The organism is Flavobacterium sp. 38-13 (assembly GCF_001899155.1).
Lineage (GTDB): Bacteria > Bacteroidota > Bacteroidia > Flavobacteriales > Flavobacteriaceae > Flavobacterium > Flavobacterium lindanitolerans.
Genome location: NZ_MKVG01000012.1, coordinates 142170 through 167174, shown reverse-complemented (window position 1 = coordinate 167174; position 25005 = coordinate 142170). Strand labels below are relative to the sequence as shown.

24 protein-coding genes are annotated in these 25005 nt (G+C 32.3%); 3 read left to right on the top strand and 21 right to left on the bottom strand.

Annotation, left to right across the window (positions count from 1 at the left end; all coding sequences use genetic code 11):
- Positions 1 to 38 precede the first annotated feature (38 nt).
- Positions 39 to 1355 carry a phenylacetate--CoA ligase family protein gene (locus BGO88_RS07460; protein WP_286706473.1) on the top strand — a complete coding sequence of 439 codons (1317 nt, stop codon included), beginning with the start codon at positions 39 to 41 and terminating at the stop codon, positions 1353 to 1355.
- Here BGO88_RS07460 and BGO88_RS07455 read toward each other — a convergent pair.
- The 17 genes from BGO88_RS07455 to BGO88_RS07375 all read right to left on the bottom strand — a co-directional run bounded on the left by BGO88_RS07455 (position 1341) and on the right by BGO88_RS07375 (position 19980).
- The gene (locus tag BGO88_RS07455) at positions 1341 to 2117 is read right to left on the bottom strand and encodes a glycosyltransferase family 2 protein (protein ID WP_286706472.1); all 777 of its coding nucleotides are present in this window, start codon (positions 2115 to 2117) and stop codon (positions 1341 to 1343) included. The genes BGO88_RS07460 and BGO88_RS07455 overlap by 15 nt on opposite strands.
- A 2-nt stretch (positions 2118 to 2119) precedes the next feature.
- Positions 2120 to 3472: an undecaprenyl-phosphate glucose phosphotransferase gene (locus BGO88_RS07450; RefSeq protein WP_286706471.1), complete on the bottom strand. Its 1353-nt coding sequence runs from the start codon at positions 3470 to 3472 to the stop codon at positions 2120 to 2122.
- Entirely contained in the window at positions 3473 to 4456 is a 984-nt protein-coding gene (locus BGO88_RS07445) for a UDP-glucuronic acid decarboxylase family protein (RefSeq protein ID WP_101470980.1), read from the bottom strand.
- A 201-nt stretch (positions 4457 to 4657) separates the two neighbouring features.
- Positions 4658 to 5782: a glycosyltransferase gene (locus BGO88_RS07440; protein ID WP_286706470.1), complete on the bottom strand. Its 1125-nt coding sequence runs from the start codon at positions 5780 to 5782 to the stop codon at positions 4658 to 4660.
- On the bottom strand, positions 5769 to 6965 hold the full coding sequence (locus BGO88_RS07435) for an O-antigen ligase family protein (RefSeq protein ID WP_286706469.1): 1197 nt from the start codon (positions 6963 to 6965) through the stop codon (positions 5769 to 5771). Before BGO88_RS07435 ends, BGO88_RS07440 begins: the two co-directional genes overlap by 14 nt.
- 33 nt (positions 6966 to 6998) lie before the next feature.
- On the bottom strand, positions 6999 to 7721 hold the full coding sequence (locus BGO88_RS07430) for a class I SAM-dependent methyltransferase (RefSeq protein WP_286706468.1): 723 nt from the start codon (positions 7719 to 7721) through the stop codon (positions 6999 to 7001).
- Entirely contained in the window at positions 7705 to 8517 is an 813-nt protein-coding gene (locus BGO88_RS07425; RefSeq protein ID WP_180326393.1) for a glycosyltransferase, read from the bottom strand. Before BGO88_RS07425 ends, BGO88_RS07430 begins: the two co-directional genes overlap by 17 nt.
- A complete protein-coding gene (locus BGO88_RS07420; protein WP_180326394.1) occupies positions 8510 to 9511 on the bottom strand; it encodes an O-antigen ligase family protein in 1002 nt (333 codons plus the stop codon). The genes BGO88_RS07425 and BGO88_RS07420 overlap by 8 nt, the downstream gene beginning before the upstream one ends.
- Before the next feature lie 352 nt (positions 9512 to 9863).
- Complete coding sequence (locus BGO88_RS07415) at positions 9864 to 10955, bottom strand: glycosyltransferase family 2 protein (RefSeq protein WP_286706467.1); 1092 nt, start codon at positions 10953 to 10955, stop codon at positions 9864 to 9866.
- A gap of 2 nt (positions 10956 to 10957) precedes the next feature.
- Entirely contained in the window at positions 10958 to 12214 is a 1257-nt protein-coding gene (locus BGO88_RS07410) for a flippase (RefSeq protein WP_286706466.1), read from the bottom strand.
- Positions 12215 to 12311: 97 nt separating this feature from the next.
- Positions 12312 to 12848, bottom strand: a complete 537-nt coding sequence (locus BGO88_RS07405; protein ID WP_101470988.1) for a hypothetical protein — start codon at positions 12846 to 12848, stop codon at positions 12312 to 12314.
- Between the two features lie 223 nt (positions 12849 to 13071).
- Positions 13072 to 14058, bottom strand: a complete 987-nt coding sequence (locus tag BGO88_RS07400) for a hypothetical protein (RefSeq protein WP_286706465.1) — start codon at positions 14056 to 14058, stop codon at positions 13072 to 13074.
- Positions 14059 to 14060: 2 nt separating this feature from the next.
- Positions 14061 to 15758 (bottom strand): DUF6909 family protein, encoded by a 1698-nt coding sequence (locus tag BGO88_RS07395; RefSeq protein WP_056067121.1) that lies wholly within the window; start codon positions 15756 to 15758, stop codon positions 14061 to 14063.
- A gap of 42 nt (positions 15759 to 15800) precedes the next feature.
- Positions 15801 to 16703 carry a carboxypeptidase-like regulatory domain-containing protein gene (locus BGO88_RS07390; RefSeq protein WP_286706464.1) on the bottom strand — a complete coding sequence of 301 codons (903 nt, stop codon included), beginning with the start codon at positions 16701 to 16703 and terminating at the stop codon, positions 15801 to 15803.
- Positions 16703 to 17578 (bottom strand): carboxypeptidase-like regulatory domain-containing protein, encoded by an 876-nt coding sequence (locus BGO88_RS07385; protein ID WP_286706463.1) that lies wholly within the window; start codon positions 17576 to 17578, stop codon positions 16703 to 16705. Before BGO88_RS07385 ends, BGO88_RS07390 begins: the two co-directional genes overlap by 1 nt.
- Before the next feature lie 4 nt (positions 17579 to 17582).
- Positions 17583 to 19064, bottom strand: a complete 1482-nt coding sequence (locus BGO88_RS07380) for a GH3 auxin-responsive promoter family protein (RefSeq protein ID WP_286706462.1) — start codon at positions 19062 to 19064, stop codon at positions 17583 to 17585.
- Between the two features lie 46 nt (positions 19065 to 19110).
- Positions 19111 to 19980, bottom strand: a complete 870-nt coding sequence (locus BGO88_RS07375) for a M23 family metallopeptidase (protein WP_056067113.1) — start codon at positions 19978 to 19980, stop codon at positions 19111 to 19113.
- A gap of 248 nt (positions 19981 to 20228) precedes the next feature.
- Between BGO88_RS07375 and BGO88_RS07370 the strand changes: the two genes are divergently transcribed.
- Together BGO88_RS07370 and BGO88_RS07365 are read left to right on the top strand one after the other, a co-directional pair.
- Positions 20229 to 20408: a Sec-independent protein translocase subunit TatA/TatB gene (locus BGO88_RS07370; protein ID WP_056067112.1), complete on the top strand. Its 180-nt coding sequence runs from the start codon at positions 20229 to 20231 to the stop codon at positions 20406 to 20408.
- Between the two features lie 179 nt (positions 20409 to 20587).
- Positions 20588 to 20968 (top strand): DoxX family membrane protein, encoded by a 381-nt coding sequence (locus BGO88_RS07365; RefSeq protein ID WP_286706461.1) that lies wholly within the window; start codon positions 20588 to 20590, stop codon positions 20966 to 20968.
- A 35-nt stretch (positions 20969 to 21003) separates the two neighbouring features.
- Here the strand turns inward: BGO88_RS07365 and BGO88_RS07360 are convergent, their stop codons facing one another.
- From BGO88_RS07360 to BGO88_RS07345, 4 genes are all read right to left on the bottom strand, one after another.
- Positions 21004 to 21348: a helix-turn-helix domain-containing protein gene (locus BGO88_RS07360; protein ID WP_056067110.1), complete on the bottom strand. Its 345-nt coding sequence runs from the start codon at positions 21346 to 21348 to the stop codon at positions 21004 to 21006.
- An 82-nt stretch (positions 21349 to 21430) separates the two neighbouring features.
- Complete coding sequence (locus tag BGO88_RS07355; RefSeq protein ID WP_286706460.1) at positions 21431 to 23584, bottom strand: Tex family protein; 2154 nt, start codon at positions 23582 to 23584, stop codon at positions 21431 to 21433.
- Positions 23585 to 23683: 99 nt separating this feature from the next.
- Positions 23684 to 24115: a ribose 5-phosphate isomerase B gene (gene rpiB / locus BGO88_RS07350; RefSeq protein WP_286706459.1), complete on the bottom strand. Its 432-nt coding sequence runs from the start codon at positions 24113 to 24115 to the stop codon at positions 23684 to 23686.
- 636 nt (positions 24116 to 24751) lie between these two features.
- Positions 24752 to 24991 (bottom strand): putative signal transducing protein, encoded by a 240-nt coding sequence (locus BGO88_RS07345; protein WP_286706458.1) that lies wholly within the window; start codon positions 24989 to 24991, stop codon positions 24752 to 24754.
- Between the last annotated feature and the right edge of the window lie 14 nt (positions 24992 to 25005).

Sequence of the window (25005 nt, the reverse complement as noted above, 5' to 3'; positions counted from 1 at the left end):
AAATAATTAATTTACTAAAAACTATCAACTTTCAGGCTGTGTTTAAACTTTTTGACTTTTCCTTAAAAATTAGCGGCTTTCCCATAGATGAAGCCCGATTGGAATTTGACAATATCCTTGAAATTCCTGAAGCGAGTTATGAGAATTATATTCTTGGGAAAAGAAAGCAGATTGTTGATTACCACCTGAAAAACAATTCTTTTTATCGCCAATTGGCCTTCGGAAAGACTTCTGAAGATTGGAACGCTTTGCCTGTTCTTACCAAAAAGGAACTGCAACAGCCTTTAGATTTGAGACTTTCCCAAGGTTTAACTGCTAAAAATGTATTTGTAAACAAGACTTCCGGTTCCAGTGGCGACCCATTTATTTTTGCGAAAGATAATTATTCGCATGCTATGACCTGGGCATCAAATATGTACCGATTTGGGTGGTATGGAATTGATTTTAACAGCTCCTATCAGGCACGATTCTATGGTATTCCATTGGATTTTATTGGAAACAAAAAAGAACGTCTCAAAGACTTTCTGAGCCATAGGTTCCGTTTCCCAATTTTTGATTTGTCTGATCCAGTTCTGGAAAAATTCTTAGGTCATTTTAAACGCAAAAAGTTTGATTATATCAACGGGTATACGAGTTCTGTTGTGCTATTTGCAAAATATCTGGAACAAAAAGGTATAATACTAAAAGATATCTGTCCTACGCTCAAAGTCTGCATTGTGACTTCGGAAATGCTTTTTGAACAAGATAAGATGCTAATGGAAAAACAGTTTGGAGTGCCTGTTGTTAATGAATACGGTGCTTCAGAACTGGACCTGATTGCTTTTGAAAATCAAAAAGGGGAATGGCAGGTGAATGCGGAAACCTTATTTGTCGAGATTTTGGATGATGACGGACAACCGGTTCCCCACGGCACACAGGGACGGATTGTAATTACTTCACTATATAACAAAGCACATCCTTTTATACGATACGATATTGGTGATATTGGAATACTCGATGAAAAAAGCACGTTCAAAAAACCCATTCTTAAGCAATTGATCGGAAGAACGAATGATGTTGCTGTGCTGCCAAGCGGTAAAAAATCACCGGGATTGACTTTTTATTATGTTACAAAAAGTATAATCGAAGACGATGGAAATGTAAAAGAATTTATAATAAGGCAGACCAAAAACGATTCTTTTGAAATTGAATATGTAAGTGAAGCTGACCTGACATTAGAACAGATTGCTAAAATTGAAGATGCCATTTCCTTGTACCTAGAACCGAACTTAAAATTCACATTCCTCCGAAAATCTTCTTTAGCCCGAATTAACCGCGGTAAGCTTAAACAATTCCAGTCATTACTCAGGTCTTGATTTTTTCACATACTTTGGTTTGATGAAAAAATGGGTAAATAAAAATCCAATCATGCAGATTACCGACCCAATAATACTCTTGTGATGAAAATCCCTGTAAACTTTGTAATTGTGCCTTAAAAGCTCTGTTTTGGATGCAGAAATGGAATTTTCACGAATCCTGTAAATCGCCAGGCTTTCCGGAATAGGTTCTGCCGTTTTTATTTTTTTGAGTATGGTGAGCCACATCATCCAGTCCTGTCGTTTCCGCACTGAAGAAACAGCTATTTTCCCAAAAAAATCCACATCATAAATTCCTGTCAGGTTTCCCACCCAATTGCTCCAGAAAAGTTGACGGTAGGTTAGTTTTTGTGGTGCCTGGATAATTTTTCCCAATGCTTTTCCGCTTTCATCAATACATTCGTAATACGAAAAGGTAAAAGGCTGGTTTTTTGAGGTCATAAATTCAACTTGCTTTTGAAGCTTTTCCGGTTTCCACAGGTCGTCAGAATCCAAAAAAGAAATATACCTGCCCTTTGCTAAAGTAATTGCCTTATTTCTGGCAACTCCGGTTCCTGAGTTTTGTCCTAATTGATATAATTGAATCCGGCTATCGGTAAGGAATTCTTTTATTATGGAAATAGTGCCGTCTGTTGATCCGTCGTCGACAATAATCATTTCCCAATCCTGATAGGTTTGGTTTTTAACCGATTGTATCGTGTCAGAAATAAATTTTTCGGAATTGAAAGAGGGTGTAATAATGGAAACCAGATGCCCTTTCATTGCTAATAGGCTTTTTCTTCTCCTTTGATAGCATTGATTACTGTGAGGAAAATGATTTTGATGTCCAATAACAATGACCAGTTTTCAAGATAAAAAATATCAAATTTTACGCGATAGATTATGTCTTTATCGCTTTCGACCTCACCTCTGAAACCCTTAGTCTGTGCCAAACCTGTAATGCCCGGCTTGATAAAATGGCGTACCATAAACTTATCAATCCTTCTGGCATACATTTCTGTATGGCTCACCATATGTGGTCTTGGTCCTACGACAGACATATCACCTAATAAAACATTGAAGAATTGAGGTAATTCGTCAATACTGGTTTTTCTTATGAATTTACCGACTCTTGTAATTCTAGGGTCATTTTTGGAAACCTGATATAAATCTGCTATTTCATTCAGTCGCATGGAACGGAATTTATAGCAATAGAATTCTTTATAATTCAATCCGTTCCTTTTCTGTTTGAAGAAAACGCTTCCTTTGGATTCGAGCCTGATAAGGAGCGCCAGTATTGGAATTAACCAGGAAAGAATCCCCACAATAATTAATAAAGAAAAAACGATATCAAATATTCGTTTTATTATTTTATTGGCTACTTCGTCCAAAGGTATATTTCTTAATGAAATAATTGGAATATAGTCATAATAATCAAAGATTAGGTTTCTGGCCAGAATCTCTTTATTATCAGGAAGGAACTTCAGTATTTTCAGATTATTATCTGTAAAATCAATAAACCTGTTTAAATCGGCATTTGATAAATCCGACAGAGAACAATAGATTTCATCAATTTTGTTCTCCATAACAAACTCAAAACATTCGTCTATCTGTTCTTTTTTATTTGGAGTCAAGGTAAATACCTTTTCCAGTTTATATCCATAATCCGGATTTTCATTAAAAAAATCTCCTAATTGGATGGTGCTTTTTCCATTTCCAACAATAACTACTCTTCTAAAATTCCCTCCAAAAACAACTCTGAATCTTCGTAATGAAAAATAGATAAAAAACTTGGCAAGGCTGACTAGAATAAGTGAAAACGAAACGAATTCGATCATTTTTGAAGGTTCGGAAAATTTGAGGTAAAATCCGATAAATGCAAAATTGATAAGCAGGAAGAATAAATATTGCTTTAAGATATTGCTGAAAATCTCAATAACTTTGGTATAACGGTAGACTTCATAGAAACCGATATTCCAGGCAATGATTAGCCAGGAAACAGAAATGAAAAAATGATATCCTAACAGGTTTAGTGTTTCCGGCAATAGAAAATTGGCCAGAATATTGATGATAATCAAATCCAGCACATATGAAAATGGCCTTATATAGCCAGAATATCTTCCCGTTTTTTTGCGCACTTAAAAAATATATTTTGAAAAATCTTTATGCTCTTCTTTCAACAATTCTTCCGATGATAAAGATTTAAAATATTCATAAGTTATTCTCATTCCTTCTGATCTCGATACTTTAGGCTCCCAACCCAAAAGTTCTTTTGCTTTTGTAATATCCGGCTGTCTTTGCAACGGATCATTTATCGGTAAAGGACGATATACTACTTTTTGATTTGTTCCTGTTAAATTGATAATTTCTTCCGCAAAATCCTTAATGGTTATTTCATCCGGATTACCAATATTTACAGGATATATGTAATCTGAATGTAATAATCTGAAAATTCCTTCTACCTGGTCGTCAACATAACAAAAAGATCTCGTCTGCATTCCGTCACCAAATATAGTCAAATCCTCGCCTCTAAGCGCCTGACCTATAAAAGCGGGAATTACCCTTCCGTCATTTAATCGCATTCTTGGCCCATAGGTATTGAAAATCCTAACAATTCTGGTTTCAACGCCATGAAAAGTGTGGTAGGCCATGGTTATGGATTCCTGAAAACGTTTCGCTTCATCATAAACTCCTCTCGGTCCTATAGTATTTACGTTTCCATAATATTCTTCGGTTTGCGGATGAATTAATGGATCTCCATACACCTCCGATGTAGAAGCTATTAATATTCTTGATTTTTTTACTCTCGCCAATCCCAGAAGATTGTGAGTTCCCAACGACCCTACTTTTAGTGTCTGTATAGGGATTTTGAGATAGTCTATTGGGCTGGCTGGCGATGCAAAATGTAATATATAATCTAATCTGCCCGGTATATGAACAAACTTGGTTATATCGTGGTGGTAAAATTCGAAATTTTCAAGTTTGAATAAATGTTCAATATTCTTTAAATCACCCGTAATAAGATTGTCCATTCCAATTACAAAATAACCTTCTTTTAAGAAACGATCACACAAATGGGATCCTAAGAACCCTGCCGCTCCGGTTATTAATATTCTTTTCATGCCAGATTAATCTTTTAATTGTGAAATTTTCATGGAAAAACTATTTGATTTAGCCACAAAAATAAATGTTCCCAAAAATAGGATTATCATTTACAACAAAAAACTATAATCGTTAATATTTAAAAAAAAATAATTTATACAATAAAAAACAAAGGCATGAAAAGTAAGTTTATTTTGACGATTTTTTCACCTGAAAAACAATTATATATTTGATTTATAGATATTTTCTAATTTTTTTATATTATCAATAATATTGAAATTTTCAGTAAAATATTTTTTAGCATTTTGAGAAAATTTTAAATAAAGTTCCTCATTATTTAAAATTTCAATAATTTTTGTGGAAAAACTTTCCGGATGACTGTCTTTAATTACAAAACCATTAAAATCGTTTATGATTAAATCTCTGTTTCCATCACAATCACTAACTACACAGGGTTTGCATAGTGCTAAACTTTCAATTATAGAATAAGGCAAGCCTTCATAACGTGCTGTAGAAATATATAATTTAGAATCATTTATTATTCTAAAAATATCTTGTCGGTTTGTCCAGTTTAATAAGGTAATGTTAGATTTTAAATCCAGCTTACTTATTAAATCATTTATAGAATCTAATTGTGGTGAATGGTACCCTACTCCCATTAAAACCAAATGGATGTTCTTTTGGTGTTTCTTAATCTCAAAAAGAACCTGAATCATCAATTCTATATTTTTTTGAAATGAAGGTCTTCCAACTGTACATATATAATCATCTGGCCAATTTTTTTCAATTGTAAGTTCTGATAACTGATCTATTGGTAGAATAGAATTATTAAATAAAATTGTTTTTTTTTCTACATATCCAACCTCTTTGATAGCTCTGTTTTTTTCAGAATTCGAAGATGCCAATAATATAGAATTACCATTTGCAAATAATTTTTCGATAGTGATGTAAACTTTTCTTTTTAAGAAGTTTTCTGTACTTAAATAAGAATAAGCCTGAGGTGTATGTAATACTTTAATACCCAGCATTCGACCAACCATTCGACCAACTATACCTCCTTTTGCGCTATGGGAATGTATGAGATCTGGCTTTTCCTTTTTTATTATCTTATAGGCTTGAATAATTGATTTTAAATCGTTTTTAAAAGATATGTCTCTATTGATAGGTATTCTATAACTCTTTAATTTTTGATTGTTTTTATCAAGAAATACATCTTCAGTATCTTTTTGTCCATGGATAATTACATTTTCAAATTCTATATTATTAATATTAGACAGAATAAGACGTAAAGAAACATCAACTCCTCCAACTGAATGTAATATATGAACTATTTTATTCCTTTTCATTTATTTTGTTTTTTAATAAAAAAAGAGAGGTAAAGATAGCAAAGATGTAACATCCAAATTGTCTGGAAAGAACATTTTCAAAGAGAAAGAAAAATAAGAAACTTATTAATATCGCTACAGCAAAAAAGTTATATCTGTATAAGTATAAAGAAAAAAAGTAAAATGACACTAAAGCTAAAAAACCAATTATTCCTGAGCTAAGGAAAAAAGCTAAAAATTGATTGTGCGTATTAAATCTTCTTTCTAAAAACCAACCCCTTCTTGATTCATTACTTATTTTTTGAGAATAGCAATTAATCAATCCGGCACTAATTTCAGTTTCACTTTTATATCCCACTATATAATTAAATTCTTCCTTTTTAGTTAAATCATAGGCACATGGCCAAATTACATATCTAGGTTCGAAGATAGCAATTTTTGAAAGTGTTCCTTCTATGTCTTTATTTATATGAAATCGCTCTAAAATGTTTTTGTTTAGAGATATAATTGTTACTATTATTAAAAGCCAAAAACCTATAAATGTGAACTTATAACGTTTTGAAATTTTTAAATAGAAAAATATATACAGAAAGAATAAAAACAACAGAGTTATAAAAGAGTTTCTTGCTGCTATTAGAACTATAAAAAAAATCGACATTATACTAAAAAATATAAACAGACCTTTATTCTTATCGTTATCTCTTATTTTTTCTAATGAAAGTATTAATCCCATTAAGGACATACAACCAGCATAAGGCCTTTCCAGAACTAGGAGTTCATTTACAAGTAGCCCATCTCCGAGAGGGAAATTATTAAAAATTATATAGTGCTTCGTTATTTTGAAAATTGATACTGCTATCATCAACTGTATGCTAACTATAAGAGCAGTTTTTATTTTCTCTATATCCTTAATTTTTAAAAAAAGTATGGGAATTACCAAAACAAACAGATACCTGCTAAGTAGCTTCTGATCTATTATTAAACTATTATTTATAAGGGCCTTAATAAAAATAAAAAGGAATAAAGAATATAGAATATAAAAAGGAACTGTTTTTATTCTATCCAAATTAACTTTTTTTATATCGAGGATAAAAGAAAAAACAAGTAATCCTAGAACAATACTTGGAAAAGCTAATGAAAAAGGCAAAAGCAGCAGCATGCCTATAAACAAATAATCATAGCTATTTTCAATAATCTTCTTCATCTCTAGTTATAAATTTTATTCATTTCCCAAAAATCACTTCTTCCTGATAACAAAAACATTATTAAAATAAACACTTTTGTCTCCGGGAAGTAAGAATCCAAAAACTGAACCTACAATATTGAAGTAAATTATGAAAGGAATTAGCAATATTTGTTTTAAAATTTTATTTGCTGGCAATAATGTTTTTACATAGTTAATACTAAACTGTGCTATAACTTTTAGGTTATTTCCTGTTTTATGATGGGAAACTATTTCAAACCCATATTTTTCATATAAATATACCAATGCCGGTGTTGTATAACGACCAAAATCATGTGGCATTTCATGCTCTTCCCACATAAAAGGTGTTGTAATTAAAGCTGTTCCATTAGGTTTTAGAACTCTTTGAAACTCTGACAGTAATTCTTCTATATTAAAAACATGCTCTAAAACCTCCGTACAAAGCATGGTGTCGAAATAATTGTCTTCGAAAGGTATTGTTTTTCCATCATAAAAAAAGTCGACCGTATTCTGGCGATGCTCCCAACCGTCAATTTTTAAATCAATTCCTATGTATCTTGAAACATTAGTAAAATATTTTTTATATGGTTTAGTTCCGCATCCAAAATCTAATAATATTCCTTTAGCATTCAGAGCATTTTTTTTTATCTGACTATTTAATTCCTTTCTTATTAAATAGTTATTGTTTATACAAAAGCCTAAAAATTTAGGTTCAAATTTTTCCTTTTGTATACTTTTTTTAATGAAGTCTATCATTTCGTTTTTTTATTTTTTTCAATGCTGCAATCCATTTGTTGGGGGTAATACAAATAATGATATTCCTAAAAAGCCCGTATATTGGATAGTAACCAAAATAAAAATTATCTTTTATTACTTTTAATCTGCTTCGAATTTGTTGATTTCTCTTAGATAATGAAATACCATTCGGATTAATTTCGACATTTACCAAACATTCTTCCAGATTTTCTGTAATAAAGTGTTTGACTACTTTCATTGCAAATGCAAAATCTTCAGCCGATTTATAATTTGTGGGATAATATCCTACCGTTTTTATAATTTCATTATCAAACATAAATGTTGGATGAACAAATACAGCATTCAAATATATGCGTTTTTTTATCTCGGAATGTTTTAATGGAAAATTATATCTGAATAAAAAATTACCTTCCATATCAAAAGCATTTGCATTTGCTCCTATAAATTTTATGTTCTTGTTATCTTCTAAGAATTTATGTTGTATCTGAAATCTTTTCCCCACACAAACATCACCAACATCCAACCTGGCAGTAAATTGATAATTATTGTTCAGAATATAATCTAAACCGTGATTTAATGCGTGTTCAATGCCTTTATTCTCTTGCAAATAGAGAAATTTTATTGTTCCGTTTGCTTTAAATGCTTTGATTAAAACATCTTCATCTATTTTTTCTCTAGTACTTCCATCATCTACAATTACAATATCTATAAATTCCGAAGAATCAATTGAGTTTATGGAAGTCACTAAACCCCTAAAATTATTATAATGAGGAATTAATAGTGCAACTTTATTCATACGCATTTTCCTGCTTATTTGTCAAGACTGTTAAGATTGCCAAATATAACCAAAGTCCATACAATCTGAAAGTATCTATTTGAAGTAAATTTATAAACAGACCCGATAATCCGACCAATAGAATTATTGCCAGTACTTGTTTTTCACCGCTCTTATTTTTTATAAGAAATTTGATTTTTTTGATACTGAAATAAATCAAGAATATAAAAATTGAAATGCCAACCAATCCTAATTCCGACAAAATCCTGGTATACATATTGTAGCTGGGTGGAAAAGCTTTGACAGCAGGGTTTTTATAAGCTTCTTTAAATTCATAATTGTTCTTTACTGCCCAGGCTGGATAGTGAAAGCGACTATAATATGTCTGCTGTCCATAACCTACTCCAATAATAGGATGTTCTAAGAAAACCTGGAGCGCTGCATATTGCATCCCAAAACGGGATTGATTTGAGATATTTTTTGTCAGGTTACTTCTAAAATCAAGCGAGTCTATCTTTTCTTCAAAAGCATTAATTATCTTATCTCCATTAAAGATAAAAATACATACTGTTAAAAACGAAAAGACAACAGTAGCTCTGATTGTATTCTTAATTATTTTTTCTTTTGATACAGTTGTCAGAAAGAAAATAATAACCTGTATAAATATTACAATCAATGCTGTCCTTGAACCGGAATAGAAAGTAAGAACGAGTATAAGTATTGTAGGAAGGTATTTCAATATACCTTTATTGGTTAACATATAACTGAACATCCAACCTGATATGGTTATTAAATAAACTGCAAAAAAAGGAGGCTCATCAGCAATTGAGGAAATTCTGTCTCCAATAAGTCTTTTTTCAAAAAAAGGAAAATAATCCAACACATAAAAAGCATAACGTGCTAATGAAATCCCATAATAGCCTGCTAGTACTTCAAAAAAACCAACTATTGAAGCGGTAAATAAGGAGTATAAAAAAACAGTTCTTATTTTATAAAGTATTTCTTTTATTTCCATTTTTATTAACACATTATAGTAAAAAAGGAAAAAAACGATACCTGATAACAGTAAGGAGATATATTGGCGTATAAATCTATTAATTCCTGTTGTGTGCTTAAAATAACTGTTTTCAACATTTGTAAAATTTAGTAATGTTGAAAGAAAACACCAGCCTAAAAAAACCAGAATTATTTTAAAAACAGAATTATATAAGGGTAATGATATTTTTTTTTGAAAAAAAAGTAAGATAAAACCTAACAGAAAAAAGTAAGCTCCGGATTCATTTTTAAATTCTCCTAGTGCTTTAATCCCTTCAAAAGAGTTAAATGGGAAAAAAAATAGGCCGAGAAAAAAAAGAAGATGGTAAGGTTTATTTAATGAAAACATTTACTTTTTGATTTAAAGATCTGAATATTTCAGAAAGTTTAGGGGTGTATATTTTATTTAACAGGAAACCTAAAATATGAGCTGTGGTAATTAATTTATTTCTTATTATAAACATCATTACGATTTCTAATAAACCCTTATTTTTTAAAAGTTCCTGTTTATATTTTTTTGACGAAAAAACCACATCGTTATTTAAAATAATTCTTTTATACAGCAGATTTCTCTCCTTATTGGTAATTTGATCGTCAATTGCACCTTTAAACAAATAGTATAAAGAGAGATTTACAAGTTTTACGGCTTGAAATTTCTTTACTTCTTCATACGGAATTGTAATATTTGTAAGACTCTTAATATCAATATTATAGTTTTCTATTATTCTATCAAAAAAAGAGTTTTCAGCTATTTTTCTTGAGGCACTACCAACAGTTTCTCTGTAAAAATAACCACAATAATCTATAAAAAAAAGTGTCTTTGCATGACTAATTACCTGAATATTAAATAAAATGTCTTCCTCAAGGGAAAATTTCTTCAAAAAAAAGAAATTGTTGTCTTGTAGAAATTTTCTTCGATAAATCTTATTCCAAACCGCAGGCAATACTATATCCTCATTTGTAATCAGACTTGGAATAATCTTTTTATTGATTGATTCATTATCATACAAGAAACCATACTCAAATACTGTTTTTTTCTTTACATATTTACCGTCTCTGCCTAAATAATAATCCGAAACAACAACATCTGCATTTTTCTTTACTGCTTCTTTATATAAAACTTCAAACATATCATTAGTAACGAAATCATCCGAATCAATAAAACCGATATATTCTCCTTTTGCTGACTCTATCCCTGTATTTCTGGCAACGCTAACACCACTGTTTTTTTGATTTATAAGAATAATTCTTGGATCTTCTATCAGATGTTTTTGAATTAATTCAACGCTTTTATCATTAGAACCGTCATTTACAAAAATAAACTCACAATCAGAGAGAGTTTGCTTGGTAAGTGACTCTATACATTCTTCAATATGTTTTTCCCCATTGTATACAGGGATTATAATACTTAATTTTAATTCCATAATTATTTCGCCCTAATAATCTTCATAGAATAATAAAACATTCCGGAAGCAACTAAAATTTGTGCAAATGTTGAAGCTATAGCTGTACCTATAAAGTCAAAATAAAACGTCAAAATACAAGTCAATAATAAGCTAATACAGCCAGAATAAAAAAATACTTTAAGAAATTCTTTATCTTTTCCATTATTTAACAAAACCAGTTTTCCAAAAACCTGATCCAAAAAGGATAATAAAGGAAATAAAATCATTATTCTAAAAATTAAAACAGCATCTTCATTAAAGTTATCTGCGTAAATCAGATTAATAATATAATCTGAAAAAATAAAACACAAGAAAATAAAAAAGAAAATAACGCTACCACCTATATTAACTACTTTGTTAATTATTTTCACTGCATTTATTTTATCATTGACCATTTCCTTAGAGATAAAAGGATATAGTGCATTGATAACGGGTGCATTTAGATTGCTAATAGCTCTGATAACCTTTTCAATTGACGAATAATAACCAACAGAACTATTTCCAGCAATAAACCCGATAATTAAAAGGTTTGTATTAGACAGCAATGTCATTTGCAGTTCCGACAGAAAAATATGCTTCCCATTTTTTAATTGATTGACAATTTTGTCGAAGCTTTGAAATATAAATCGTATCCGGAATTTTTTTGCTACAATTATTAAAGACAAAATACCTGAAAAAATAAACCCGCAAGAAGTAAATACCGGCACTAACCAATATTGATTTTCATTTTTTACAAAAACAAAAATTGCTAAAGTAAAAAGGGTTTTAAATACTACATTAATATAAGTTATGTATTTCATTTGTTGTAAACCCTGGAATAACCAAATTGGAGAAATGGCCATGCCAACAACTACACCATAACTATAAAAATATAAATCAAAATATTTTCGTAAGAATGGAAAGGAAAAAACAAGTATACTCAAAACAATAATTCCTATTCCGAGAAGGAATAACTTTGCTGACAATACCTCATTAAAGAGCTGTCCTACCTTTTTTTTGTCGGAGGAAGATACAGAAATATCTCGGGTTGCAGTCGAATTAAAGCCATACTCCGTTACAATTTGAAAGTATAATACGACTGCATTGATAAAAGCTAAAATTCCATATTTTTCTACTCCAATAACTTTTAATAAATAAGGAATAGTTAATAACGGTAAAATTAAATTCAGTCCCTGTAAAACAGATAATGATATAAAATTTGAAAAAAGAGTTTTTACTTTTTGGGATTTAAACATCATTTGATTTAATTTAACGTTTTCAAAACCTTATCCCCATAAAAATAAAAAGGCTATCCACTCGAATAACCTTTTTTATGTTTACAATAAAAATAATGTGCTATTGAGCCACCTTTATTAATTCAGCTAACAAAGGCTCCTTCGATTGGAAGTAAGGATCATATTCTCCCTTATCATTTTTCTTAAATGAATATTGTTTTGTAGCCGGATCATAAACGATAAATTCGTTAGTTGCGAAATAATCATTTACCTTATCCTGGTCAATTACAAACTTTTTCCCTTTGTATGAAATAGTTATTTTCTTTATTTCTATCGGTGCTAAACCTTTAAAATCATTACGCCCGATATCAAATCTTAAATCTGTACCAATAACTCCCTCAGGTAAATTGAATGTAGCGGTTTGTACAGAATCACTTCCCTTTACACCTAACCAAACTGCATGATCTTCATCGAACCATTGATTAGTACCATCCTTATAAAGCAAAATCATTTCATCATCTGCTTTAATAATTAAATCAATAGCAACATCAAATGTCTCTACTTTTGGTTCTTCAGCTACAACAGGTTTCTTTTCTTCATTTTTACATGAAGCAAATAATGCTAAAAATAAACTAGCGATAATGATTTTTGTTTTCATTTGTATATTTTTTAAAGCGCAAAAATATATATATATTTATTAATTTAAAGAGTTTAAATAAATTATTTTCAGATGTTTTTGTCATTATTTAATCAAACATATTAAAAACACCTTTATGGCATATCGCTAATACAGTCTATCTGTATATCCGTATTTTTATTAATGTAAAAATCTCATATTTCTTTTATACTATTTCCAAAAAATACAATCATACTTCCTCAAGTTAAAAAGTAGCTTTCATTTTTTCCATTTGGGATTTATAGAACCCTCTTACTAATAAAATTCCAAAGAAAATACATAAAAATAAAATCGGAATGATGAATTTCATTTTCCCATTAAGAGATTGATTATTTTTGATGTTCAAAACCTCGCTACTTTCTTTTACAATTTTATCAGAAAAAACTAACTCTAACATTTTGTTTCCTTGATCAATAACAAGCTCATTTTTAGTCTTTAAAACATCATTTAACTGTGTGTTTTCATTATAATAAACCAAATTACCGCTTTTTGAATTTCCTTTTGAAGCCGTCGAAAAATCTGCCAATAAATTATCAATTTGATTAATTGTAATTTTATTTGATTCTATCTTTGATCGAAGATTTTCTATGATAGTATTTTGAATTTTTGAGTATAATTCACTCTTATTTAAATAATCAAGCACAGGTTCTATAATCTCACTACGACTAATTTCTTTATTGGTTGTTAATATGATTTTATGATTGGCATAGTTTTTACTTGTTGTTTCATCATTAATAATCTTGCTAAGATCACTGCTTTCAGCCATAAGCCTCACCAATTCAAGGTTTTGTTCTTTCGAATTAACAAATTCGTATATATCTGGTATTGGCTCAATTTCAATTTTTGATAACTTTGCCGACTTTTTAATACCAATTTGATTGAGAAATTCAAAGTCTCCTTCTTTTATTTTTGAGTTAATTAAATTTACTTTGGCGTATGCATAATCGGTACTACCAAAGTTTGGCTTAATAATTATTTCATGGTTATAGACAGTTGTATTTCTGTCTAAATAAAATCCTAATCCAACCCCTACAATAAAGAGAACAGCCAAGATAATTATATTTCTTTTTAAAAATAGAAGCCCCTTAAATACCAAAAAAAGAAAGTTTTGATACACATTCCCTAATTTCTTCGAAACTTGAGTCAAGTCAATTTCTTGATTGTCCGGATTGGTTGGTGAGTTTGAACTCATGGTTAGTTTGTTTTTATGTTAAAGATTTGTTCTAGTATTTTAATCGTAATAAGATAGGTTGGTTTTACTCCTGTGGTTCCTAAACCACCTGAAGCCAGTGTACTTCCTGTTTCTAGGGGGTTATCTGACGCATAATAAGCATATCTGACCTGAACGTCTGGATTGATACTTTTTCTGATTTTTGAAGCTGATTGTATTGCTTTCTGATAGTATGCTCCTTCCATTTCAAGGCCAATGACACCCCATGTTGATTCGTGGAAAAACTTCAGCAAATCTTTGTTTTGAAGTGATGTTCCCAATACAGAAACCATAGGTCCTGCATATACCGGAATTCCGTTTCCTTCAAACATTTCGGCCGTTAGCTGGTTTTCAAAAGGATAGTTATCGCCTGTTCCTTCGTTGATATGGGCAGACGGAATCATGATATCTCCTTTTCCGCCTTCCAAAATTCCGGCTTTCCCCATAATAGAAACCGATTCTACATTCAGGAAATATTTGTTCTTGCCATCTTTATATGGCTTTAAAAGCTCATCAATAGTTTCATAAGCCTGTTCACCAAAGGCATAATCCATGACGATAATAACCGGAGCGTGCGCCCCTATTTTCGCTTTCGGGAATGCTGATTTTGCCCAATCTATTTTGGCCGTATCAAAAATCTGCACATCGATGTTGGTACCTGAAGTGTCCGGTAACGAAATCATGCCATATTTCAAGGCAAATTCTTCTACTTTATTTCGCAGGTCATTAGCACCCGGCTTACTTAGTTCTTCATAAACAAAGAAGTCAGTCTTATCCTTAAATTTAGTCTTAAGCGTATGCGTTGCAAAAATAGAATTCATAACACTATGCATATTCGCGCTGATAATATGAATCGGTCTGTCAAGCAATTCGTTTTGCTTTAATACTTCTTTGATATTATTCGCCCAAATTTCTCCGTGGATATGGTGTCCTAAACGCTCTCGGAGTATAGGACTGAAGGTTATGGTTCTCTTGTTATTGAATATTACCTCTTCAATAGCCAGTTTTCCTAACCAGTAAATCACATGAAGGAAACGATCCGGTTTTTCTTCCGTTCCAAAAGCTTCATAAATGTCCAGTATCTCCTCAAAAGAACGTCCCAGAATAATAGAAGCATGCGAAATCGCTATTTCTTTTTCAATGAGGGTAAGCTTTTTATTCTGAACCACAATCTGCTCCAGCTTTTCCCAATCTCGGGTCATTTCCTTAGTGTTTTCATCCAAAAGAACCCTATCCTTGATTTTATGTGATTCGATAAAAATAAAGGTAAGGTGCGTCAGGATATCGTAAATATCAGAACGTCCTCTTGTGATTTCAACATTCATTTGTTCGCTATCAATTCTGTAGCAGTTTCTCTTTCTTTTTGGAGGAACAATCGCCTTGAAATGTGATTTTGAATAGCCTTCATCTGATGTGAGATTGATAAATCGGCATTCTTCAATTCCTACTGGAAGCCTTTCGATTACGTACAAAAGTCCGCTTAATTCTACTTTTTCTTCTGCAATCGTTCCGTAAATTTCCGGCCTTAATTGCAATAATGCTTCCCTTAATGTATCACCCGAAACACCCATTGGCTTATAGAATCCTCTATTAAACAAATGGCGCATAGTGATGTACAGCTTTTCAATAGCCGCAGAAGACTCCTGGGCTCTTGATCGTGATATATTTTTAGTTTCTTTCATTTCTATTTATTTTCTAACCTGCAAATGTAGGTTTTTTATTTTTTAGTTGGTAAGCGTAATGCTCATTGCTATCTCTAAATACTTGTCATGGTATTTTCTCATCAACAAATTGCTATAGCTTTTAGGATTTTGCATTTTGTGTAATCCGTTCTGTGTCCATTTTCCATTGAAATACCAGCAGGTATTTTCTTCTGAAGGCAAAAATCCAAAAAACGGCTCATAGGTTTCAACATCCATCCTTTTTTTGTTTCCGGTTATGTCCTTATACTGCAGACCTTTCTTTTTGAATTTATTTTCGTTGATTCTTAAATGCTCAATAACTACAAAGAACCCATTATTTGGGATTTCAATATTATTTTTCTCCATATTGACCGTCGTATTCTTGCTGCCTTTTTTAACCTCAACAATGTGATTGTCTTCTAATATATCTTCTCCAGGTGACCCATCCGATTTTACATTTAAAAGGCGCAGATTGACTTTAGCGTTGTCAATCTTACTGCTTGTGTATATGGTAATTTCTTTTAAAAAGGGATAATTTTTTGCTTCTTCAGAATAAGGAAAATACTTAGCCGTTGTTTGCTGGCTGTAATAACGTATACCTCCCCGGCCAAAACTGCCAATTTCTTTTTCTTTTTGCTTTTTTGCAGAACTAATAACTACTTCATTCAATTCGATTTCCTTTTTATGCAACTCCACATTTTTCGCTTCTGCTGCTCTAATAATTTTGGTTTCGAATCCTACTGCAGAAAAAATCAGGTTTTTGGCAGCATCAACCGTAATAGAAAAACTTCCATCCTCCTCAGACGAAGTTCCGCCTTCCTCGTTTTGGACCATAATGCTTACAAAAGGGATAGGATTTCCTCTTTCGTCCTTAACAACACCTTTGACCTGTGAAAAGAGAGAAAAACTGAATAAGAAGAAAAATAATGCCGCTTTAATTTTCATCAATTAGTAAGTATTAATGTTACGGAAGGCTCATATATTGTTTTAGAAACCGAAAACGGGTTCATTTCTTCTCTCGTTCTTTTCAACCATCTCCCACCGGAAAAACTATATAAAAAATCTCTTTCTACTGCATTATAAAGCACTAACGGAGCATAAGTAGTCTGGATTTTTGTTGTATTGGTATTGAAATCTTTAATCGTTTTTTCTACCCTGTTTTTCTTAATCAGCAATTTTTCAAAAACCACAAAAATTCCGGTTTTGGGCATTTCTAAATTAAAATCCGATAGGTCAATTTCATTTTTAGTCACGCCTTTTTTGATTGTAACGATATAGTCTTTAGACAACAACTCGTTACCTGGAAATCCATTTTCATCAACATCATAAAGATGTAGCTTGATGGTTGCATCATCAATCCTGCTGTCAGTTAAAATAATTGCCTTTTGAATCCAGCGTGTTTTTTTGTATTCCGGATAATATGGGAAAAATTTGGCATCCATCCTTGGTCCGTTGTCAAAAGCTTCGGCAATGGTGTTTTTGGTCTTGCCTATTTCCAACTGTTTCTTTTCTTTTTTATTGTTAATCGTTACCTCATCCAATTCAAAAGTCGAAGGTGAAAGCAGGACTATCTGTGATTCCGAAACCTTAACGGTTTTTTTCTGATATCCTAATGCCGAAAAAATAAGGTTTTTATTCTTGTCATTGGTACCAATCTGGTATTCGCCATTTTCTTCAGAAGTAGTACCTATATTTTCATTCTCAACCCAAATACTTACATAGGCAATAGCATTTCCGGTCAGACTGTCCTTAACAACACCTTTGGTTTGGGCGGCAACATTTGCTGCAAAAAATAAAAATAATATTGTAGTACGTTTCATCCTTCTATTTTAACTTGTCAGCAATAGTTCTATCATTGCTCAACCTCGGAATTTTATTCTGTCCGCCCAGTTTTCCTATGGATTTCATGTATTCCTGAAAACCATTTTTTGAAACCTTAGTTACGACCAGCTTTTGCAATACGTTACCTGTAATCAGGTCGTCATAATACACATTCTGTTTTCTCATGGCATCGTCTATCCGAAGTGAAAAGGTGGCAATATCTTCCGGCTCATTTTCAAACTCAATAAACCATTCATGATAAGGCAATCCGTCTTTTGGCGTAATCTGTGGTGCTACGGTAAATTCGTTCACGCGTACAGCCGTATTTTGCATCGCTTCCCTGAGTGCTTCTTCCACTTCTTTTCCTATAACATGCTCTCCAAAAGCGGATATATAATGCTTAATCCTACCGGAAACGACAACACGATAAGGTTTTAATGACGTGAATTGTACCGTATCGCCTATGTTATAGCCCCAAAGTCCGGCATTTGTAGAAATAATCAGCACATAATTGATTCCCATTTCTACTTCGCCAATGGTATATCTTTTCGGATTTTCTGCAAAAAATTCGTCTGCTTTTACAAACTCATAAAAAATCCCTGCATCTAAAAGCAGTAACATTCCTTTTTCCTTTTGGGAATCCTGATAGGCAAAAAAACCTTCCGAGGCTGGAAAAAGTTCAATGCTATCCACTTTTCTTCCAATCAGGTTTTCAAACTTGGCGCGATAGGGCTCATAATTAACGCCTCCATAGATAAAAAGACTGAAATTCCTGAAAATTTCACCAACCGGCTTCTCTCCTTTCTGCTTCAACTTTTCAAAATACATCTGTACCCATGACGGAATTCCAGAAATCACCGTCATATTCTTGTCAAACGTTTCTTCAACTATAGCATCTACTTTGGTTTCCCAATCTTCTATACAATTGGTTTCCCAACTCGGCATTCGGTTTTTTTGAAGGTATTTAGGAACAAAATGGGCTACAATTCCTGACAGACGTCCTAACTTGATTCCGTTTTTTTCTTCCAAAACAGGACTTCCCTGTAAAAAAATCATCTTTCCGGAAACAAAAGAAGCATTTCCGGTTTCATGAATGTAGTGAAGGATTGCATTTCGTGCCGCCTGGATATGAAACGGCATAGACTCTTTTGTCAGTGGGATATATTTGGCTCCGGAAGTTGTTCCGGAAGTTTTTGCAAAGTATATCGGCTTCCCTTTCCACAAAACATTCTCTTCTCCTTTTTTAACCTTTTCGATATAAGTTTTCAGACCTTCATAATCACGTATCGGGACATTTTTTGCAAAATCTGAATATGAAAGTATGCCACTAAAATTATGATCTTTACCAAATTGGGTATCTTTTGCCTGCTGAATCAGGTTTTTAAAAACCCGTTCCTGAGTTTCAACAGGATTCCTGGCCCATTTTTGAGTCTTGTCATAAATTTTTTTGGCGAATTTTTTAGCAAAAAAAGCTTTTATTGACATTTTAAAGTTTTCTATTTTTTAGGAATAGTGAGGAATAAACTTCCCCTTATTCAAATTCTATAAAGTTGGTCGGATCAATGGCAAATCCATCTTTCCATAATTCAAAATGCAGATGAACTCCTGTAGATTCCTGACCTGTGGAACCTGCCATGGCTATTACTTCACCTGTTCTGACAACATCTCCTTGTGTTTTTGTTAGTGATGCTGCATGTTTATAAACCGACATGATTCCTTCTCCATGCCTTATGATAATCACATAGCCTGTACTCGGGGTCCAATCGGCAAAAATTACGGTTCCGTTTGCTACTGATTTTATAGGTGTGTTTTTCGGAACAGCAACATCAACGGCAAAATGTTTGTTTTTTGGATCATATTTATCGGTTATATGACCGGTAACCGGTGGAAATAATACCAGGTTTACTTTGGTCTGCGCCTTGTCAAAAAGATTGTATTTGTCTTCCTGGGCTACTTTTTCCCTTAAAATGGAATCCTGTTTTGACGGCTTGAAATTCACTTCTGAAGCAGCTGTCTGCTCCGCTGCCATAATAGAATCTTTGCTCAGTTTGGCCACTTCCACATCGCCAGCAAGTACTTTTTTAATCGATTCAATATAGGCATTATTCATTTTGATGGCCTTCTCCAGGGAATCTGATTTCAAAGCCAATTCTGTGGCTTCCCTTTTTAATTTGGTAGATGCATAGCCCGGAATGTATTCACGAAGTGGTGTAAATGCAATAATGTAGGTTGTAATCGCAATCAGGAAAATAGCTCCACCTGTCAGCACTACAAATACATTCATCAGATTGAGTTTCAGGGAAAAAATTTCTTCAAAAGTTTCTTCATTCAAAATAACCAACCGGTTTTTTGTGAAGAGTTTTTTCTTTAAAATCTGTCTTTTGAGTCGCTTACCTGACATTTCATTTTTGTATTTTACAAATATAATAATTTGGATGTCTTGCCAATGTTTTTATGCTATTACTAAGGTGTTAAATAGGTTTTACACTTTTCAAAATAATTAGTGAGTGTATTGATTCCGAAGCTTTTCCAAATAAAAAAGGCTTTTTTAACTTATAATTATTTGTTATATAAGGAAAGAGGTATGATTTTTCTTTTTACATTTGCAAATATTTACAAATGCTTGCGAAAGCATAAACTTTTTTAATCATGGGAAAATTAGGTTTAACCGAAATACTTGTAATCGTTGCGATTATCTTATTACTTTTTGGAGGTAAAAAAATTCCAGAATTGATGAAAGGATTGGGTTCGGGTATAAAAGAATTCAAGAATGCTGCTAAAGATGATCAACCGGCTGCATCTAAAAAAGAAGAAGATACAAAAATTTAAGACCGCTTTTTAAAAGCTGTTTTATTGAAGCCTCAAGGATTATGAAATCCTTGAGGCTTTTATTTTTATGATTATATCTCAGATATACTAATTTTATTTTCTTAATTTTTTATTATTATGTAATTTAAAAGCTTAATTTTTTAATTTTGACTTATAAAAATAACCTTAAAATTAAAAAAATGAAAATAATCAAAACCATTCTTTGTGTTCTTTTTGGGCTGATGTTTATCAATGCCGGCCTGGATAAATTTTTTCATTATATGCCAATGCCTGAAATAAAACCCGAGGAAATGAAAATTTATGAAGCTTTTGGAGCTATTGTTTGGCTTATGCCTTTAATTGCTTGTATTGAATTGCTTGGTGGATTATTATTTATCTTTCCAAAAACAAGAGCCTTAGGCGCAATCGTAATTCTTCCAATAACTGTTGGAATCATATTGCATAATGCAGTATTGATGCCTACAACTACTGGTCTTAGTATTTCCGGAGTACTTTTTCTGATCAATCTCTGGATGATTGGAGATAATTGGCACAAATACAAACCCCTATTTACTGAATAATGAAAAAGCCCCAGGTCAATCCCGGGGCTTTTTTATTATTCAGTGTTTTTGAGTATACCATACAGTTCCTGAATTTTAGAGACTGGCAATTCGTTTAATATTTTATGGATTTCTCCTATGGCATCGCCTTTCGAAATTGTATAAAGTGCATGATTACCTGGAAGCTTTTGGTTCTTTTCAGGAACAAAATCAAACAGGTCGTTTGGCGTACAATTAAAATCAATACAGAATTTTTCTAATTTTTTAAAGGGAATTGACAACGGTTTGTCATTCACTACTGCATTGGCATAACTTCCGGAATGGCCTCTTTCGATAAGATATTTTACTGGTTTGGTAATTCCTTTCATCTTAAAAATAGGCTGTAAATTTAATTTTATCATCTTGGCTTATATATTGGTTACTATTTTAAATTTCAAAGTATATTCCTTCAAATATAAACAAAATAGCAAAAACGTTCTAATTTTATAAAATCATGGTGAGCTGAATCCTTTTACGGCTTTCATCTACTTCCACTACTTTCACCTGTACCTGCTGGTGTAATTTAACCACTTCATTTACGTCAGAAACATAACCTTCTTTTAATTGTGAAATATGAACAAGGCCACTTTCCTTGATTCCGATATCAACAAAACAACCAAAATTAGTAATGTTATTTACGATTCCCGGCAATACCATTCCGGTTCTCAGATTGTCAATTGTTTTTACATTTGGGTCGAATTCAAAAACCTTGGCTGCTTTTCTTGGATCCAGACCCGGTTTTTCCAATTCTTTGACTATATCTTTCAAACCTAATAATCCCACATCTTCAGTAACGTATTTTTCTAACGGTATCTGTCCAATCTTTTCCTTATTGGCAATCAGCTCATTTAGCGATATTTTCAAATCTTTTGCCATTTTTTCAACTATAGCATAGGCTTCCGGATGTACGGCGGAATTGTCTAACGGGTTTTTAGCGTTTGAAATCCTAATGAAGGCTGCAGCTTGCTGGTAGGCCTTTTCTCCCAGCCTTGGCACTTTTTTTAATTGTTTTCTTTCTTCAAATGCCCCATTTTCTGAACGGTAGGCTACAATATTTTCAGCCATCTTTTCTCCTATTCCGGAAACATAGCTCAATAAAGATTTACTTGCCGTGTTAATATTGATACCAACGGAATTCACGCAACGCATGACCACCGTATCCAATTCCTCTTTCAATTGAGATTGGTCAACATCGTGCTGGTACTGCCCTACTCCTATTGATTTTGGTTCAATTTTTACCAACTCTGCCAAAGGATCAGACAATCTTCTTCCAATTGAAACTGCACCACGAACCGTCACATCATAATTTGGAAATTCGTCACGTGCAATTTTCGAGGCAGAATATACAGAAGCTCCTGCTTCGCTAACAACAAATACCTGTATAGGCTTGTCAAAGGCTATCTTTTTAATGAAAAATTCGGTTTCGCGCGAAGCGGTTCCGTTTCCAATTGAAATGGCATCAATTTTATATGCATTTACCATGGAACGGATTTTTTTCATAGCGATAGCTGTTTCATTTTGAGGCGCATGAGGAAAAATCGTTTCGTTATATAGCAAATCGCCTTTTTCATCAAGGCAAACCACTTTACATCCGCTTCTAAAGCCCGGATCAATAGCCAAAATTCTTTTTTCTCCCAAAGGCGGTGCCAAAAGCAACTGTCCTAAATTACCGGCAAAAACCTGGATTGCCGTAATATCTGCTTTTGCTTTTGCTTCCTGTAGCGTTTCATTTGATATTGCCGGAGATAACAATCGCTTGTAACTATCTTCAATAGCCTTCTTGAGATGTACAGCTGTTTCTTTCTTATTTTTGATAATAGACTCTTCCATCATTTCGATGGCTTCCTCGTTTTCAATTTCAATTTTTAGTTTTATAAATCCTTCATTTTCGGCACGTAGCATTGCCAAAAGGCGGTGAGAAGGTGCTTTCATCAAATTTTCTGACCAATCAAAATACTGTTCGAATTTTTTAGCCTTTTGTTTGATCTGTTCTGCTTCCGGACTCGATTCGTTTTCAAATTTCAGCTTGACTGCTTTGGTTGCTATTGCTGATTTTCGCTGATAAATGCGTCTAAGATTTTTCCTGATGTAAATATTTTCATTAATCCATTCTGCTATAATATCTCTTGCCCCCTGAAGCGCTTCATCTTCATTTTCAACCTTATCATTGATATATTTCGAAGCTACAAAATCAATATCATCATTATTTTGTGCCATAATAATCTTGGCCAAAGGTTCCAATCCTTTTTCACGGGCCACATCGGCTCTTGTTTTTTTCTTTTTCTTAAAAGGCAGGTATAAATCCTCCAGATCGTTTAAATCAAAAGTTTGCCTGATTTTTTTTTCCAATTCCGGAGTTAATGAATTTTGCTCTTCTATAGATTTAAGAATGGCTTCTTTTCTTTTAACAATGGTTTCAAATTCCTTGTTCAATTTGGCAATCTGTTCTATTATAACCTCATCAAGATTGCCTGTCTTGTCTTTTCTGTATCTTGAAATAAACGGTATGGTGCAATCTTCGCTTAAAAGCTGTAATGTGTTTTCTATATTTTTTACCGGCGCAGTAACTTGTTTTGAAATGAATTCTAAATTGGTCATATAAAGTCTTGATAATAATTTAAGAGGAAGCAATTTAAAAAAAGCATCTTAAAACTTGTGGTTCAAAGATGCTTTTAAATTCTGTTTTGAAAATATATTTTAGCTACAGGCTATCTTATTCACACGATTTTGGTGCCTTCCGCCTTCAAAATCGGTATTTAAAAATGTTTCTACCATTTCTACGGCTTGATGAATCGCTGTAAATCTCGCCGGGATACTAATAATATTCGCATTATTGTGCTGTCTTGCCAATGCGGCGATTTCTTTAGTCCAGCATAAGGCACTACGAATTCCCTGATGCTTATTAACAGTCATATTAATTCCGTTTCCGCTGCCACAAATTACAATTCCGAAATCTGCCTTGCCGTTTTCAACATCCAAAGCTACCGGATGTCCAAAATCAGGATAATCTACACTATCTGTAGTATCTGTTCCATAATTGGTAACTTCATGTCCTTTAGATTTTAGCATATCAACAATTGCCTTTTTATATTCTGGTCCGGCGTGGTCATTTCCTATTGAAATTTTCATAAGTTCTATTAATTAGTTGTGTACTGCAAATTTACCGTAACGGTTTCCATTTACCAAACTAAATGCTGTTGAAATTGCTTTACTTGATTATCAAAACGTTACGTTTTTATAGTTTTGTAAAAGCCTGATATCATTATATAAATTGTAATGTAAATGTTAAATTATTGCGATGTTAACAGGAATTTACAATGTACTGACTTTTAGTTAATTATAAATTAACATGGATTGTTTATAACTTCGGATAGAATTTTAGAACTATTTCTTGTTTGTTCAATTAAAATCACTAATCCAAAATCACTTTTAAAAATGCAAATTTAGTTTGGCTAATTTTTAGAAAAGTTATCAGCATCAAAAATTAGTTTGTTAACAGTAATTAACAAGTAAAGTTATTTACATTTTTAAGTAAAAAATGATTATCAACGGATGTTAACATGTCTTAAAAAACCTTAAAAATGAACTCTTTAAAAGTAAATAGGGTTGTTAATAAGTCGGTATAACAAATGCTAACTTAAAATCCTACACTTAAAAAATTAAATTATTCCAACTATCAACAAGCTATAATAACCATCAAAAAATAAATTTAAAATTTCCTTTTTCTTTTTTTGTTTTTAATGAATGTTGACAACTTCGGAATATTTAAACGATTTTCAAATTTTGATTACGGTTAAATTCGTCGAGAATTTCTTTTGCGTCTTCTGCGTCTTCCGGGTGCACCTTAAGTTTGATTCCTCCCAATGCCTGTGAATACATAGGTACGATGTTCATCATTGTCTCATTTTCGAAAAAGTATCGGATGTCCTCTAAATCGAGCCTGTGTTTTAAAATAGTGATTTCATGAGGGTAATTGAAGATAGCGAGCGTGATGAAATTTTCCATTTGAATTTGGTTTT